The organism is Mycolicibacterium phocaicum, from assembly GCF_010731115.1.
GTDB classification, from domain to species: domain Bacteria; phylum Actinomycetota; class Actinomycetes; order Mycobacteriales; family Mycobacteriaceae; genus Mycobacterium; species Mycobacterium phocaicum.
Genome location: NZ_AP022616.1, coordinates 2,341,535 through 2,357,254 on the forward strand (window position 1 = coordinate 2,341,535; position 15,720 = coordinate 2,357,254).

General features: G+C 65.5%; 17 protein-coding genes and 1 tRNA gene. 6 read left to right on the top strand and 12 right to left on the bottom strand.

Features of this window, described 5'->3' with window-relative positions; genetic code table 11:
* Positions 1 to 59: 59 nt before the first annotated feature.
* From G6N46_RS11180 to G6N46_RS11205, 6 genes are all read right to left on the bottom strand, one after another.
* A complete protein-coding gene (locus G6N46_RS11180; RefSeq protein ID WP_061007255.1) occupies positions 60 to 260 on the bottom strand; it encodes a hypothetical protein in 201 nt (66 codons plus the stop codon).
* A gap of 318 nt (positions 261 to 578) precedes the next feature.
* Complete coding sequence (locus tag G6N46_RS11185) at positions 579 to 1,172, bottom strand: DsbA family protein (protein WP_163693140.1); 594 nt, start codon at positions 1,170 to 1,172, stop codon at positions 579 to 581.
* A gap of 96 nt (positions 1,173 to 1,268) precedes the next feature.
* On the bottom strand, positions 1,269 to 2,735 hold the full coding sequence (locus G6N46_RS11190; RefSeq protein ID WP_138248253.1) for a SulP family inorganic anion transporter: 1,467 nt from the start codon (positions 2,733 to 2,735) through the stop codon (positions 1,269 to 1,271).
* Between the two features lie 29 nt (positions 2,736 to 2,764).
* Positions 2,765 to 3,514 (bottom strand): ABC transporter ATP-binding protein, encoded by a 750-nt coding sequence (locus G6N46_RS11195; RefSeq protein ID WP_138248252.1) that lies wholly within the window; start codon positions 3,512 to 3,514, stop codon positions 2,765 to 2,767.
* Positions 3,511 to 4,398: an ABC transporter permease gene (locus tag G6N46_RS11200; protein ID WP_138248251.1), complete on the bottom strand. Its 888-nt coding sequence runs from the start codon at positions 4,396 to 4,398 to the stop codon at positions 3,511 to 3,513. Before G6N46_RS11200 ends, G6N46_RS11195 begins: the two co-directional genes overlap by 4 nt.
* 28 nt (positions 4,399 to 4,426) lie before the next feature.
* On the bottom strand, positions 4,427 to 5,776 hold the full coding sequence (locus tag G6N46_RS11205) for an ABC transporter substrate-binding protein (RefSeq protein ID WP_234880565.1): 1,350 nt from the start codon (positions 5,774 to 5,776) through the stop codon (positions 4,427 to 4,429).
* A 301-nt stretch (positions 5,777 to 6,077) separates the two neighbouring features.
* On the opposite strand from G6N46_RS11205, the gene G6N46_RS11210 reads away from it, so the two are divergent.
* Both G6N46_RS11210 and G6N46_RS11215 read left to right on the top strand, forming a co-directional pair.
* Positions 6,078 to 6,446: a YidH family protein gene (locus tag G6N46_RS11210; RefSeq protein ID WP_138248249.1), complete on the top strand. Its 369-nt coding sequence runs from the start codon at positions 6,078 to 6,080 to the stop codon at positions 6,444 to 6,446.
* Positions 6,443 to 6,763 (top strand): DUF202 domain-containing protein, encoded by a 321-nt coding sequence (locus G6N46_RS11215; RefSeq protein WP_138248248.1) that lies wholly within the window; start codon positions 6,443 to 6,445, stop codon positions 6,761 to 6,763. Before G6N46_RS11210 ends, G6N46_RS11215 begins: the two co-directional genes overlap by 4 nt.
* A gap of 121 nt (positions 6,764 to 6,884) precedes the next feature.
* Here G6N46_RS11215 and gyrB read toward each other — a convergent pair whose 3' ends face one another.
* The 4 genes from gyrB to G6N46_RS11235 form a co-directional block, all read right to left on the bottom strand.
* On the bottom strand, positions 6,885 to 8,798 hold the full coding sequence (gene gyrB, locus G6N46_RS11220; protein WP_407665092.1) for a DNA topoisomerase (ATP-hydrolyzing) subunit B: 1,914 nt from the start codon (positions 8,796 to 8,798) through the stop codon (positions 6,885 to 6,887).
* A 62-nt stretch (positions 8,799 to 8,860) separates the two neighbouring features.
* The gene (locus G6N46_RS11225) at positions 8,861 to 10,213 is read right to left on the bottom strand and encodes an arylsulfatase (RefSeq protein ID WP_138248246.1); all 1,353 of its coding nucleotides are present in this window, start codon (positions 10,211 to 10,213) and stop codon (positions 8,861 to 8,863) included.
* Between the two features lie 70 nt (positions 10,214 to 10,283).
* On the bottom strand, positions 10,284 to 10,988 hold the full coding sequence (locus G6N46_RS11230; RefSeq protein WP_138248294.1) for a GntR family transcriptional regulator: 705 nt from the start codon (positions 10,986 to 10,988) through the stop codon (positions 10,284 to 10,286).
* 219 nt (positions 10,989 to 11,207) lie between these two features.
* On the bottom strand, positions 11,208 to 12,083 hold the full coding sequence (locus tag G6N46_RS11235; RefSeq protein WP_138248245.1) for a formylglycine-generating enzyme family protein: 876 nt from the start codon (positions 12,081 to 12,083) through the stop codon (positions 11,208 to 11,210).
* Between the two features lie 82 nt (positions 12,084 to 12,165).
* On the opposite strand from G6N46_RS11235, the gene G6N46_RS11240 reads away from it, so the two are divergent.
* Positions 12,166 to 13,020, top strand: coding sequence for an NYN domain-containing protein (locus G6N46_RS11240; protein WP_138248244.1), 855 nt, complete (start codon positions 12,166 to 12,168; stop codon positions 13,018 to 13,020).
* A gap of 13 nt (positions 13,021 to 13,033) precedes the next feature.
* Here G6N46_RS11240 and G6N46_RS11245 read toward each other — a convergent pair.
* Positions 13,034 to 13,118 (bottom strand) — tRNA-Leu (locus G6N46_RS11245).
* Positions 13,119 to 13,203: 85 nt separating this feature from the next.
* Here G6N46_RS11245 and G6N46_RS11250 point away from each other — a divergent pair.
* Genes G6N46_RS11250 through G6N46_RS11260 form a run of 3 tightly spaced genes read left to right on the top strand, consistent with a single transcriptional unit; the run spans position 13,204 to position 14,736 of the window.
* Positions 13,204 to 13,980, top strand: coding sequence for an LAGLIDADG family homing endonuclease (locus tag G6N46_RS11250; protein WP_138248243.1), 777 nt, complete (start codon positions 13,204 to 13,206; stop codon positions 13,978 to 13,980).
* Positions 13,981 to 14,026: 46 nt separating this feature from the next.
* Positions 14,027 to 14,398 (top strand): hypothetical protein, encoded by a 372-nt coding sequence (locus G6N46_RS11255; protein WP_138248242.1) that lies wholly within the window; start codon positions 14,027 to 14,029, stop codon positions 14,396 to 14,398.
* Positions 14,395 to 14,736, top strand: a complete 342-nt coding sequence (locus G6N46_RS11260; RefSeq protein WP_138248241.1) for a DUF3817 domain-containing protein — start codon at positions 14,395 to 14,397, stop codon at positions 14,734 to 14,736. Before G6N46_RS11255 ends, G6N46_RS11260 begins: the two co-directional genes overlap by 4 nt.
* Positions 14,737 to 14,832: 96 nt before the next feature.
* On the opposite strand, the gene G6N46_RS11265 is transcribed toward G6N46_RS11260, so the two are convergent.
* Positions 14,833 to 15,663: an endonuclease domain-containing protein gene (locus G6N46_RS11265; protein WP_174814040.1), complete on the bottom strand. Its 831-nt coding sequence runs from the start codon at positions 15,661 to 15,663 to the stop codon at positions 14,833 to 14,835.
* Positions 15,664 to 15,720: the final 57 nt, after the last annotated feature.

Below are 15,720 nucleotides of genomic sequence, written 5' to 3' on the forward strand. Positions count from 1 at the left end.
CAAGCTGCGTAAGGCCGCCCCGTCGATGACAGGGGCGGCCTCAGCAGGGACAGAAAGTCTCAGCGGTGGTTGTGCTGGTGGTGGTGATGCACCGGGCTGCCAGGCTGCGGGGCGTTCTGCTGGTGCGGGAACGCGTGGTGCGTGCCGACAGGGCTGCTGGCGGTCGTGACGTCGGCGTGCGCGGTGGCGGCACCGAGAAAGATGACGGCCGGCGCGGCGGCGAGGGCGAATCCGGCGGCGATGCGGCGGGTGATGTTCATGTCGACTCCTTTGGCGGATAAGGCTTTTCAAGTTCTTTCCGGTGTGTTCCGGTGTTGAACTAAGAATGCCGCGCACAGCAGTCGAGCTGTATCCGCCGACCGGCCCCTCCGTCGGGTGAAAGTCCTGTCCCCCGATCAGGGGACAAGAACCGGCGCCAAGACGACCTGGTCGGATCGGCAGGCTCTACGCCGAACGTGGCGCGTGCTGAGGCGCCACGCCGCGACGGACCATGCCAAGCGCCACACTCGACATAGGAAGCCAGGACAACCACTGTCCCAGACGAGCCCTCCGCGCGCGTCGGAGCCGTCCTCTACCGGTCAGGCCGGCAACCGGCTCAGCCACTCCTCGTCGTTGACGACCTGCCCATCGATGACGACGAGCGGCACGCCCGGCTCCGGGAACTCGTGCAGGAGCTTGAGGTTGTTGGCGGCGATGACTTTGGAGTCATAGCCGACGGGCAGGCCGAGCCGGATCAGGTCCTGCGCCGACTGCGGCGCACCCGCGCTACCCGCCAGCTCGGCCAACTGGTCGTTGCTCAGGTCCGTGTCGCCGCCTTCACGCGGCTGGTTCTCTTTCGCGAAAATCTGCTGGATGAAACGCCACGCGACATCGCTCGACTTCGACTCGCCGGCCGCGACGAAGGCCGCGTAGATCGCACGCTGGTCGTATGTGCCACTGGCCGAATACTTTTCGAGGAAGTTCACGAATCGCACGTTCACCCGCAGCGCGCCGTTGTCGATGCGCCGCCCCAGTTCCTCGCCGTCGGACCGGATCAGCTTGCCGCTGAACGGGCAGATGGGGTCGAGGTAGAGGTCGATCTGCCCGAGCGCGTGCGGGTCACCGATGGAGATGACGTCCCCGGCGGGTGCGGCAACGGCGGCGTGCGCCTGGCCGGCTGCAGGGCCGCCCATGAGCAACCCGATGAGCAGCCCCACAACGACGCTGAGGACGCCACGCCAGTTCACGTTCACGCCTCCATCATGGCGCAACGTTGCAGGCCCGCGCCGCTAAATGCCTAGGCGTCCCGACAACCGGAAAAGCCGGTCGGAACTCGCGTCATCAAGCCCGACGAATCGCACCGTCTTTCCTCGCGACGAGTACTTCATCCGGATCGCATCAAGGACGGCCACCGACGAGGCGTCCCACACCGCGGTGCCCGACAAGTCCACCACGACGTCGGCGGGGTCGCCCGCGTAGTCGAACTGATGCACCAGGTCGTTGCTGGATACGAAGAACAGATCGCCGCACACCCGGTACATCCCCGGTTCCACCAAGGACACCGAGGTGGAATGCGCGACGCGGCGCGCGAACGCGATCATTGCGGCCAACACCCCGAGCGCGACGCCGATCGCCAGGTTACCGGTGCCGACCGTCGCGCAGACCGTGATCGCCATAACCAGAGTTTCACTGCGCGGCAACACCTTCAGCGTCCGCGGCGCCACGCTGTGCCAGTCGAAGGTTGCTACCGAGACGACGATCATCACGGCGACCAGCGCCGCCATCGGTATCCGCCCGACCAGGTCGCCGAGGGCCAGCACCAGGATCAGCACGAACACCCCGGTCAGTAGCGTCGAGAGCCGGGTCCGGGCGCCGGCGATCTTGACGTTCATCATCGTCTGCCCCACCACGGCGCAACCACCCATGCCACCGAACAGCGCGGTCACCACGTTGGCCATGCCCTGCCCGCACGCCTCGCGGGTCTTGTTCGACGGCGTGTCTGTGATGTCGTCGACGAGCTTGGCCGTCATCAATAATTCGAGCAGCCCGACCAGCGCGGCTCCCACCGCGTACGGTGCGATGACCTGCAGCGTGTGCAGGGTGAACGGCACGTCTGGAATGCCGGGCATCGGCAACGAATTCGGCAGCGCCCCTTGATCTCCCACGTTAGGCACGTGCCAGCCGAAGGCCACCACCGCCACGGTCAGCACCAGCACCACGACCAGTGGCGGCGGCACCGCAGTGGTCAGTTTGGGCAGCAGCACCATCAACGCGATGCCGGCCGCGGTGAGCGGATACACCAGCCACGGCACGTCGATCAGATGCCGAAGCTGGGCGACGAACACCAGAATCGCGAGTGCGTTGACGAAGCCGACCATCACGCTGCGCGGAATGAACCGCATCAACTTGGCCACCCCGAGAAACGCCAGCAGCATCTGAATCACGCCCGCCAACGCGATGGTGGTCACCAGGTAGCCGACGCCGTGCTCGTGGGCCACCGGCGCCACCACGAGTGCCACCGCCGCCGTCGCCGCCGACACCATGGCCGGGCGTCCCCCGGCGAACGCGATGGTGATTGCCATGGTCACCGAGGAGAACAGCCCAACGCGGGGATCGACGCCCGCAATGACGGAGAAGGCGATGGCTTCCGGGATCAGCGCCAGCCCGACGACCGGCCCGGCCAGCACCTCGGTGCGTAGCACGGCGGGTGACAGATCGGTACGGGGCGCGCGGAACCCCGGCAGGGTGATGCTCATCGAAACTCCTTGGCGGAAAGCCAGTTTGGTCAGGCGGCCGGGCGCTGACCGAGGAAGTCCAGGATCGCGCGGCGGCGCCGCTGGTAGGACTCCTCGAATTGCGCCTCGGGGGTGCGGGGCTGCTCGATGGTGATGACCTCGGCGACGGTGGCGGGCCGGTGGCTCAGCAGCACGACGCGGTCGGCCAACAGCAGCGCCTCGTCGACGTCGTGGGTGACGAACAGCAGCGTCATCTTGTGGTCCTCCCACACCGACATCAGCAGCTGCTGCATCTCCAGCCGGGTCTGCGCGTCGAGGGCGCCGAACGGCTCGTCCATCAGCATCACCCGCGGCTTGCAGGCCAGGGTCCGGGCCAGCTGCACCCGCTGGCGCATGCCGCCCGAGAGCTGGCTCGGCAGGTGGTGCAGATACGCCCCGAGCCCGACCTGCTCGAGCCGCGCCGTCGCCGTCTCCTTCAGCTCCTTGCCGCGCACACCCCGCAGCTTGAGCGGGAACTCGACGTTCTTGAGCGCACTGCGCCACGGGAACAGCGCGTCCTCCTGGAACACCATGGCGCACTGGGCCGCATTGCCAGCGACCGGTGCCCCGTCGACTGTGGCGGTGCCACCCATGGGCTTGAGCAGCCCGGCCAACGCCCGCAGAATGGTCGACTTGCCGCAGCCGGACGGGCCGAGGAAGACGACCACTTCGCCACCCTCGATGGCCAGGCTGATGTTGGCAGCGACCACACCGTTGAAGCCCAGCTGCAGCTGCTGGAGATTGACGGCGCCGGCGCTCATCGGGCGGCCCTCGGCAGCCAGCGGTTGACCCGCCGTCCGATCCGTTCCACCAACCACGCGGTACCAAGTCCCAGCGCGCCGATGGAAATCATGCCGACCACCACTCCGGCGTAGTCGAGCAATCCGTAGGCCTGCCAGGTGTAGTACCCGATGCCGTATTGGCCCGAGATCATCTCCGCACTGACCACGCAGATCCAGGCCACGCCCATCGCGACCGAGAGGCCGGCGAAAATCCCCGGTAGCGCACCTGGGATTATCACGTGGAGCAACAACGACATTCGTCCGGCACCCATGGTCTGCGCGGCTTCCTCCCACACTTTCGGCATCGAGTCCATGGCGTGGATGGTGCTGACCACCACCGGGAAGAACGCGGCGAAGAACGTGATGAACACGATGCCCTGCTCGCTGGACGGGAACAGCAGGATGGTGAGCGGCACCAGCGCGATGGCCGGGATGGGGCGGATCAGTTCGATGAACGGCCGCAACGTCATTCGGGCGATCTCCGAGCGACCGATCAGCACACCCAACCCGATACCGATCACAGCCGCCAGACCGAAGCCCAGCAGGATGCGTTGCAGGCTGGCCAGCAGGTCGTCGTAGAAAGCAGCTGAACTGGCCCGTGTCATCAGAGTGTGGAACACGGCCTCCGGTGCCGGCATCCGGTTGAACCGCAGCCACGCGACGACGTTGTGCGCCGTCAGCAGATGCCACAGCGTCAGGAAGACGGCGATCGGGATGAGCGGCAGCAGGAAGGCCGGGAGACGCCGTGCGGCCGGCGCCGACAGCAGATCAACCACCTTGTGCCGCATCGGTTTTCCGGTCCGCTTCGCCGGTGACCACAGGCGAGGGACCGCCAGCGTGGGTCTGGTCATGAGCTCGGTCATGCGTTTCCTTTCTCTCCTGTTGGTGTGACTAGCCCGCGACGCGGGATTGACCGATGGCGGCGGCGTAGCCGACGGCTGCCGCTTGGGGGTGCTTGGTCCGGTACGTGTCGGCACCGGCGGACGTAGCGAAGGGCTTGTACCGCTGAGTGGGTAGGGCCTCCGGATCCTGAAGCCAGACAGCGTGATCGGCGAAGATCCGCAGGCCGGTCAAGGCGTCAGGCACGTAGGCGGCCCGGATGTGCGGTGTCGCGGCAAGCCGGCGCAGTAGGCAACTCGGGGTGGCGGAGACTTCAGTGGCCGCACCGGATGCCCACAGTTCAGAGGCCTGCGCCGGGTCGTTGACCGGCAGTCCGCACACCTCGTCGAAACCGGTCAGCGTCATCGGATTCGCGGTGTTCGCCTGACGCTGCGGGTAGTCGGGTCCGAACAACTGCTTCAGATATCCGTCGTTGATGAAATGAGAGACGTCGAAATCCTTTGTCACCGCGCCGCGCCCGACCAGGTAGGTCTTGATCGGCTTGAACGCCGCGAGCACCCGATCCTTGAGCGTCATATCGAAACTCACGAAGCCGTTCGGACCGTTGTACAGATAGATCACTTCGGGTTCGATCCCGGTCAGGGCACTGACCCGCAGGGCCGACTTGAGCGGATGCGCGACGATCTCGTCGGTGGTGCTCTTCATGGCCCGCAGGAACGCCGCCATCACCTCGGGATGGCCGTCGACGAACTGCCGGCGCGCGACAACGCCGTGAAAGGTGGGCACATTGTTGTCGCCGCCGTCGTATAGCAGCCGCCCCTGGTTGCGGTAGATCACCAGCTGCGGCCATGGCACGAACTGCGCCAGGGCGTCGACCTGGCCACCGTCGATCGACGACGCTCCGACCGACGGATCCTGATTGACGACGTGCAGCGAGTCCTTGCTGATGCCAACGGTTTTCACGGCGGTGGACAACATGCCGTCGCCGGCCGATCCGAGGCTGGTGGACACCTTCTTGCCGGTCAGGTCAGCGAGCGTGCGCGCCGACGAGTCCGACCGCACCACCACCTGATTCAGCGATCCGCGCAGGTTGTAGCCGGTGGTGGCGACCAATTCCGTTGCCGCGTCATCGTATTTGTGGGTCTTGGAGCCGTTGGTCAGCAGCGGATAGTCGCCCATCGATCCGATGTCGACGTGCGTGGCGATCATCTGCGCCGTCAGCGGAGCGCCCGAAGCGAAGTCCTGCCACACAACCCGGTACTTCGTGTTGGTGGTCGCGCCCAATTGCTTGAGCTGGTTCTCGAAGTCACCACGATCGCGCAGCAGCGTGCCGGCGTTGACGGTGTTGATGGTCTTGGATTGATAGCCGACGTTGACGACGACGGTCGGTTCCGACAGCACGCCGCACCCCGTCAGCAGTTGGGCCCCACCAACCGTGAGCGGTCAGCAGAGCAACCGAGCGGGCCTGCCGAGGGCTGCCAGTGCGCTGTTGCTTGTCCATGTCCACAAGGGTCAACCGTTTCTGTTACCTCGCTGTCATCTGAGGTTGCGCGGTAGTTACGCCATCTGCGCGGGCTGAAACCGCAGGTCAGATGGGGAATCGCCGCGATTGCGCCGCACCGCCGACACCGTGAATTAACACCCTGTTACGCCACCTCCGGTGCCCTGGCATGACACAGATTTATCGGAAAGTCTTGTAGCCATGGACATTTCGAGCGTGACGACTCCGCGTACCCCGATCGAGCCCGACTACCGGTTCACCCTCGCCAATGAGCGCACGTTCCTGGCCTGGCAGCGCACGTCACTGGGGCTGATGGCCGCCGCTGTCGCTGTCGTCCAGTTCATGCCGGAGCTCGCGATCCCGGGCGTTCGGCACGTTCTGGGCGTCGGCGTCGGCGCCATGGCGGTCCTGACCTCCGTCGCGGGACTACGACGCTGGAGCCAGGTGGACCGGGCCATCCGCAACGACGAACCGCTGCCGCAGGCCTCCGCTCCCACCTTCCTCACCACGGGCCTGGCGCTGATCGGACTGATCACCGTCGTCCTCGCGCTCAGCGCCACGGTGCGATGACGCTCACCCACGATCGCGGGCTACAGGCCGAACGCACGGCGCTGGCCTGGAACCGCACGGGGCTGGCGATCGCCACCTCGGGTGTTCTGGTGTTGCTACGCAACGCCGATACATTCAACGGCGGTCACGACGCGACGCGGCTCATCCTTGTCGCCACCGTCGCGGTACTCGCCGCTGTCGTGTGTGGGTTCGGCGTGAACCGGCGACGGCAGCTGGCCCGCGGACATTATTCCGCGATGCGGTATCTACCGGCCGTCGGACTCGCAGTGATCGCTGAGGGCGTGCTGGTGCTGACGTACCTCATGCCGCTCGGCTAGCGGCATTCACACCCGTCACTGCAGCCACTGGCTCGCTAGGCCCACATGACTTCGGAACCCGATACCGCCGGTGATATCGGGTTCCGAAGTCGTGTCGACCACCTCAGACGGGTACCTCTGATCAGACGTCCAGAAAACGAATGTCCCTGGCGTTGCGCACGATAAAGCTCCGGCGCGCTTCGACGTCCTCACCCATGAGGATCGAGAACAGTTCGTCGGCTGTGGCCGCATCGTCGAGGGTGACCTGACGGAGGACCCGGACCGACGGGTCCATGGTGGTCTCCCACAGTTCCTTGGCGTCCATCTCCCCCAGACCCTTGTAGCGCTGGATGCCGTCGTCCTTGTTGATCCGCTTTCCCGCTGCGAGTCCCGCGTCCAGGAGCGCGTCGCGGTGACGGTCGGAGTACGCGAATTCCGGTTCGCTGCGTTGCCATTTCAGCTTGTACAGCGGCGGCTGCGCCAGGAAGATGTGGCCATTTTCCACCAGCGGCTTCATGAACCGGAACAGCAGCGTCAGCAGCAGCGTCGAGATGTGCTGGCCGTCGACGTCGGCGTCGGCCATCAGCACGATCTTGTGATACCGCAGCTTCGAGATGTCGAACTCGTCGTGGATACCGGTGCCCAGCGCGGTGATGATGGCCTGAACTTCGTTGTTCTTCAGCACGCGGTCGATGCGTGCCTTCTCGACGTTGATGATCTTGCCGCGCAGCGGCAGGATCGCCTGGAACATCGAGTCCCGGCCACTCTTGGCCGAACCACCGGCCGAATCGCCCTCCACCACATACAGTTCCGACTTGCTCGGGTCGGTGGAACGGCAATCGGCCAGCTTGCCCGGCAGGCCACCGATATCGGTCGCGCTCTTGCGCCGCACCAGCTCCCGCGCCTTACGCGCAGCCACCCGAGCCTGCGCCGAGGATGCCACCTTGGTGACGATGACCTTCGCCTCCGCCGGATTCGCCTCGAACCAGTGCGTCAGCTCCTCATGGCAGACCTTCTGCACGAACGAGCGGATGGCCGCGTTCCCGAGCTTCGTCTTGGTCTGCCCTTCGAATTGCGGCTCAGCCACTTTCACGGAGATGATCGCGGCCAACCCCTCCCGGATGTCGTCACCGGTGAGGTTCGGGTCTTTGTCCTTGAGCAGCTTCTTGTCTTTGGCATACCGGTTCACCACGCCAGTCAGCGCCGCGCGGAAGCCCTCCTCATGAGTACCGCCCTCATGCGTGTTGATGGTGTTCGCAAAGGTGTGCACCGACTCCGAGTACCCGGCGTTCCACTGCATTGCGATCTCGACCTCACAGCCGGCCCCCGTGCCGTCGAACGCGATGATGCTCGGCTGAATGGGCTCTTTCACGCGGTTGATGTGGCGGACGTAGTCGATCAACCCGCCAGGGTGATGGAAGACGCGGGTCTCCGCGCCGGGTTGGCGGTGGTCCGTCAGCGACAGCACCAGCCCCTTGCTCAGGAATGCCATCTCCTGAAGCCGGCGCGCAATGGTCTCGGCGTTGTACTCGGTGGTCTCGAATATCTCTGGGTCCGAACAGAATCGGACGGTGGTGCCGGTCCGGGTGGACGGCGGCCCCTTCTGCAGGGTGCCGGGCACCGAGCGGTTGTAGTGCTGGAACCATTCGTACCCATCCCGGTGGATGCACACCTCGAGCCGCGTCGACAACGCGTTGACCACCGAGACGCCGACGCCGTGCAGGCCGCCCGACACCTGGTAGGACTCTCCGTCGAACTTGCCGCCCGCGTGCAGCTGGGTCATCACCACGTCGACGGTCGGAATCCCTGTGGCGTGCATGGCAACCGGGATACCGCGACCGTCATCGCTGACCTCGACGCCGCCGTCGACCAGCAGCGTGACGTCGACGCGGCTGGCGTGGCCGGCCATGGCCTCGTCGACGCCGTTGTCGACCACCTCCCACACCATGTGGTGCAGGCCGCGCTCGCTGGTCGACCCGATGTACATACCCGGACGCTTCCGGACGACGTCGAGTCCTTCGAGAATCGTGATCGATTGGGCGCCATAGCTGGACACGGCTGCACTCCTCTCACAGTCGAGCACGGCCCCCGATGTGCAGGGGCCGTGCTCCGCTGGTGTTACTGGTTCCGTGCGGGGACGAAATCGATGGGCGCCCCGGCCGGGATGAGTTGTTCGGTCTCGACGCTGGCGTCGAACTCCTGGATGAACCGGTAGGCGTGTTGCATCACCCACCACCGCACCCACGTCTGGTTGACGGCCTCGCGTTCCTTCGGGTCCTCGAGGAGGTTGGTGATGCGGGCGAAGCCGAGTGGAATTTCCGGGTCATGGAAGTGCTGCTGACGCTTGAAGTTGATCTTGAACTGCGACCACTTCACCGCATGCAGCTCCTCATTGAGCCAGACCATGCAGCCTTCGCGCTTGGATTCCTCTGCCCCACCGAAGAATTCACGCTGATCGATGCCGTCGATGATCCGGTCGTCAGGCACGTCGCAGCCCACCCAGCGCAGCAAGGTCGGGAACATGTCGGTGACGTGCACCATCTCGTTGCTCTCCCGCACCGGCACATGACCGGGCCAGCGGATCAGGCACGGCGTCCGGATGCCGCCCTCGGCCGAGCTGAAGTACGAGCCGTCGAAGAAGCCCGCGGTACCCCGGCCGGCCAGATGGTCCTCGGCACCGTTGTCCCCGGCCATGATCACGATGGTGTTGTCCTCGATGCCCAGCTCGGTCAGGTAGTCGAGGATGCTGCCGAAGTCGTGGTCGAGCATCAGCAGCGAGTCACCCCAGTTGCCATTGGTGCTCTTGCCCTTGAACTCCGGGCGTACCTCCATCGGGAAGTGCATCAGCGAGTGATTGTGGTAGAGGTAGAACGGCTTTCCCGCGTCCACGCTGCGCTTCATGAAAGCCTTTGCCCGACGGTCGTATTCGCCGTCCACCTCACCCTTGAGCTTCACGGTCAGCTGCTGGTCGGTGGTCTTGACACCGCCTTCTTTGGTGCCGTCGTACATGTAGGAGTAGCCGTCGCGCTCGGCCTTGTACCAGGGATCGTCGGGCCACAGGCACTCGTCGTAGGTGCGGGCCGGGCCGTACCACTCGTCAAAACCGTGGTCGGTCGGCCAGCGGCCGTCCTCGGCGCCGATGTGCCACTTGCCGAAACACGCTGTGGCGTAGCCGGCTTCGGACAGGATGTCGCCCATGGTGCGTTCCCACGCCACGATGCCGCCGCCGTTGCCGCCGAGCGCGATGGTGTGGTTGCCGGACCGGATCGGGTAGCGCCCGGTCATCAGAGCCGAGCGGGTGGGGGTGCACTGCGGTTCGACGACGAAGTGCGACAGCTTCAGCGATTCGGCGGCGAAGGCGTCCATGCGGACCGTGTCGGCCCCGCGCAGGATGCCGCCGCCGTAACAGCCGAGCTCCCCCATGCCGAGATTGTCGACGTGAAAATAGACGATGTTGGGTTGTTCGGGCATGGTTGTACTACCTCTCTATCGATTGTGTTAATCGGTAAGGGGATTGGGTGATTGACTGCTGAAGTGCCGGCTACGGTGGCGGCGGCGCGGAGTCTCGTGCGGCGGTGGTGATCAACGAACAGCGGTCGCCGCGGTAGCGCACCGTCTCGAGGTCGAAGGGGGTGCCGTCTTCGAGGTGGGTCAGCCGGTGCAGCAGCAAAAGCGGTGCGCCGGGACGGATTTGCAGGAGCTTGGCAGTGTCGGCATCAGCTGAGACCGATTCGACGGTGATCTCGGCCCACCCCAGGCGCATCCCGAGTTCGGTCTCGATCAGCGAGAAGACGTCCTGGTCGGCCAGGTTGGCGTCGACCGGGATGGCCCCGATCCGCAACGACGTGGTGTCCAGGGACAGCGGCACCCCGCCCACCGACCGCAGGCGCTCGATGAAGAGTATCGGCGCGCCTTCGGGCACTTGGAGTTTCGCCGCGACGAACGGGGAGGCGACCGACTCACGCGCCGACATCACGGTGTTCTCCACCGGAAGTTGATGCCCGGCAAGCGATTCGGCGAGACCTTCCAATCGGTCGATCCGCTGGCTGAGCTTCGCGCCCGTGACGAACGTCCCGGCGCCCTGCACCCGGGTGATCAGTCCCTCGCCGCGCAGGAGCTCCAGCGCCTCACGAATTGCGTTGCGGCTCACGCCCAATTCGGCGGCCAGCTCGTTCTCCGGTGGCAGCAGTAGGCGCGCTGCGGCCAGGCCGCCGTACACGCCGTCGAGGATCTGGCCACGCAGCACGTCGCGCGCCCACCGGGCCGCGTCGGCGCGGGTGCCCGCATACTCCCGGGCCGCAGGACGGGGAAAGTCCTTCGGCGGGATGTGCGGGCGGCGGGTCATGACCTCACTGTGCCACCGATGACCACGGGTGGCGATACGTAGCGTGTTACGCCACCTGATCTCAGGTAAAGCCCTAGGCCAGGGACTATGCGGCGGCGTTTGGCCGCCGCTTTCGCCACCTCAATCGGCGATACACCGGAAGCCGATGTGCGATGTCGCGCTGTCCTGCGACTGCGACGACCGCGCCGCCGGCCGGTAACGGTGGCAGTACTCCGGCGCGCACAGGTGCGAACCGCCCTTGAGCGTCTGCATCACCGACGGATCCCCACCGGGCGGCGGACAGCAGCCGGATACTTCCGGAGCGCCGCTGTGCCGCGGCGTGTACCGGGTGGTGGTCCACTCCCACACGTTGCCGATCATGTCGACGAGGCCAAAACCGTTGGGCGGGAACAGACCGACGGGTGTCGTGCCCACCCAGCCCAGCGCACCGGTGTTGTGATACGGGAACTGGCCCTGCCAGGTGTTGGCCATCAACTGCCCGTCCGGCCGAACGTCGTCACCCCAGGCGTAGGCCGTGGTCGCGCCCGCGCGGGCGGCGTACTCCCACTGCTCTTCGGTGGGCAGCCGCCGGCCCGCCCAGGCCGCGTACGCCGCGGCGTCCGGGTAGGCGACCTGCACCACCGGATGGTCGAGGCGGTCGGCGATCGACGACTCAGGCCCGAACGGATGCTGCCAACTTGCCCCGGGCACCCACGCCCACCATTGCCGCCAATTACGCAGATCGACTGGGCCAGCCGTGGGGTGGAACACCAACGCCCCGGGAACGAGCTCATCAGTGGGGACGCCGGGGAAGGCAGCCGGGTCCAGCTCCTGCTCGGCGACGGTGACATACCCGGTGTCCGCGACGAATTCGGCGAACTGACCGATGGTGACCGGGTGCCGTTCGATCGAGAACGGCGCGACGGTCACCTCATGCACCGGCGCTTCCTCCGGGTAGAAGTCATGCGATCCCATGCGGTACGACCCGCCGGGGAGGGCGGTCAATTCCGTGAGCATCCCGACAGGTTATGCACATCGCCCCCGCATGCGCGTGGCGAGTTCCGCGTCATTCGTCGCGCCGATAGACCACACTGGGCCCATGACGGACACCGCCGCGACGCGTGTCGCGGTCTACCTCGACTTCGACAACATCGTCATCTCCCGCTACGACCAGGTCCACGGCCGCAACTCGTTTCAGAAGGACAAGGCCAAGGGTCTCGAACCGGACAAACTCACGCAGGCCACCATCGACGTCGGCGCGGTGCTCGACTTCGCTTCGTCCTTCGGCACTTTGGTGCTCACCCGGGCGTATGCGGACTGGTCCGCCGACGTCAACGCGGGCTACCGGCAGCAGCTCGTCGGCCGCGCCGTCGACCTCGTGCAGCTGTTCCCCGCCGCGGCGTACGGCAAGAACGGCGCCGATATCCGGCTGGCGGTCGACGCCGTCGAGGACATGTTCCGGCTGCCCGACCTCACCCACGTCGTGATCGCCGCCGGCGACTCCGACTACATCCCGCTGGCCCAGCGCTGCAAACGCCTCGGCCGCTATGTGGTGGGCATCGGGGTGGCCGGGTCATCGAGCCGGGCGCTTGCCGCGGCGTGCGACGAGTTCGTCACCTACGACGCGCTGCCCGGCGTGCCCGTCCTCGAGCCCGCCGCCGAACCGCCCAAACGGACCCGTCGCGGCACGAAGACCGAAACCGAGACGCATGACCCACAGGCCTCCGCCACCGCCCTCCTGACCCGCGCGCTGCAGATCGGGTTGGAGAAGGACGACGTCGAATGGCTGCACAACTCCGCGGTCAAGGCGCAGATGAAGCGCATGGATCCGTCGTTCAGCGAAAAGGCTTTGGGATTCAAGTCTTTCAGTGATTTCCTGCGCTCCCGCACCGACGTGGTGGAGTTGGACGAAAGCTCAACGACACGGATGGTGCGGCTAAAGAGCGCACAGTAACCGACGAAAAAAGTGCGGGCGGTGGGACTCGAACCCACACGTTCTTTCGAACACGGGCACCTAAAGCCCGCGCGTATCGCCAATTTCGCCACGCCCGCGACCCTATGAGGATAGCGGTACAGCACCGCCCAGAACTTGTCGGATGGCCGTCATAAGTTGGCAGCAACGCTTGATGGAGGGCCGATGCGCAACCTCGATGACTTCGATCATGTTCAATCCCTCATCGCGACGGGTATGAATGACTGCGCCATCGCACGCGAGACGGGTATCCCGCGTACGACTGTCCGCGACTGGCGGCGACGCCCACCGACGAAGCTTGTGAAGCTGGATCGCTCGTCGCCTTGTGGGGTTCTGCACGATTTCGGCATGCTGCCGGCCGGACCCTACGCCTACCTGCTCGGTCTCTACCTCGGCGACGGCAACATCTCACGCGCCCGGAAGATCTGGCGGCTCCGAATCACGCTCGACAGGAAGTACCCCGCGATCGTGCAACGCTGCCGCGAAGCGATGGCAGCGGTAATGCCCGGTCAACAGGCGGGAATCGTGGGGAGGGTGGGCTGCGTAGATGTCTCGATGCACTCGAAACACTGGCCTTGCCTCTTCCCGCAGCACGGTCCGGGCAGGAAGCACAGTCGCGTCATTGCACTCGAACCGTGGCAGCAGAACCTCGTCGACCAAGCCACCGAAGAATTCGTCCTCGGCCTCATCCACAGCGACGGCTGCCGCGTTGTCGCCAACGACCGAGGCGTCATGAGCATCCGCTATCACTTCACCAACCTGTCCGAGGACATCATCAATCTATTCACCGGCGCGCTGGACCAACTCGGCATCCACTGGCGGCGTTCTGCGCGCAAGCACGTTTCGATCTACCGCAAGGCAGACACCGCTCGCCTCGATGAATTCATCGGCCCGAAGTCGCGTCCAGTGCCGTGGCCATGCATCGACCGTCCGGCGTCCTAGCAGGCATGAATCGCAAACCCAAACCCCCGCGCGGTACCGTTGCCCTATGTCCACTACACGGCGTAGGAGGCCGGCGCTCATCGTGCTGGTGACCGTCGCTGCCCTGGGCTGCATGGCCCTGGCCTGGTGGCAGTGGTCGCGGTTCCAGTCCAGCGCCGGCACCTTCCAGAACCTGGGCTATGCCCTGCAGTGGCCGATGTTCGGCGCGTTCTGCTTCTACGGCTACTACAAGTTCGTCCGCTACGAAGACGAGGGCCCCGCCGCACCAGCAGCCAATGAGCCCACCGAAATCCCCGAGGGCCTGCTCCCTGAGCGCCCCAAGGCCGCCAAAGACACCATCGACCCCGACACCGCGAGATACAACGCCTACCTGGCCGAACTGGCCGAGAACGACAAACAGGACAGGACCACCACATGACCGAGTCGCAGCCGACCACCCTGTCGAAAGACACCATCCGCAAGGCACTGACCGCCTACCGCGTGATGGCCTGGGCGACCGGTCTCTGGCTCATCGCCCTCTGCTACGAACTGGTCGCGCACTACATCTTCAACGACGCCAGCTTGAACTGGATCGGCATCGTCCACGGCTGGGTCTACTTCGCCTACCTGCTCTGCACGTTCAACCTGGCGGTCAAGGTCCGCTGGCCGCTCGGCCAGACCATCGGTGTCCTGTTCGCCGGCACCGTCCCGCTGGTCGGCATCATCGTCGAGCACTTCCGCACCGAAGATGTGAAGAAGCGCTTCGACCTCGCCTGATCCATACTGGAGGCGGGTCGCGACTGTAACCACAGGGCGGAAATCTGCGCCGGAAACCGCCGTGGCGTTACGGTCGCGGGTCCGCTGAACCAGCCGTCACGAGGCCAGCAGCCCATTGGGCCATACCGCGTCACTCAGGTCGCGCGAGAGACGGATCGTCACGCCCTCGACCGCACCACGGGATGCCCTCGCAGACGCGATCCTGCGCAGCACGACGCCGCTGGGATCGCGCGAGGTAACTCGAATGACCAGCCAACCCATCTCGATCATCTCTTCGATCCGCGCAATGTCCTTGCGAACCTGGTCGGGGTCCATGTGGTGCCGCCCCTCGTACTCGACCGCGACCTTCAGCCCCGGCCAAGCGAGATCAACCACGCCGATCAGCACACCGAATTCGTTGTAGATGGGGTGCTGGCTTACCGGCTGAGGGAAGCCCGCTTTCACGATCAATAGCCGCAACCGCGTCTCACCCGGCGAATCGGCGCCAGGATCGACCAGCCCAATCGTCAACCTGGCTTGTTTCAGTCCTCGCTGCCCAGGACGGCGTTCGATCGCGGCCTGCATGTCTGCGACGGTCAAGCGCGCCGCGTGTGCCAGCGCGTCGATGGCGGCGACCGCGACGTCTTCTCGGCACCTGCGGGCCAGATCGACGGCCGTGCGCAATGGAGTGGTCAGTCGCATCTCGCCGATCGTGCACACCTCGTCACCATCCAAAGTGTCCGCCCACACCACAATGCCGCGCGCGGGCCGGCGATTACTGTGAATGATGTTGGCCGGCAACGCCGAATCGATGTACCGAGCCCCGTGGAGCGCGGCTGCCGAGAAGCCTGCGAGCACACCCGTGCGTCGGGAACGCAGCCATGCCGCTTTCGCGCGAATGATCGCGTTCGGGCGAGTACCCCGGGGCACATACACGTCTTGATGCACGGCAACGAAATTCGTTCGCAATTGGTGGCGCGTCAGTGTCCCGGCGCCAACGCCTCG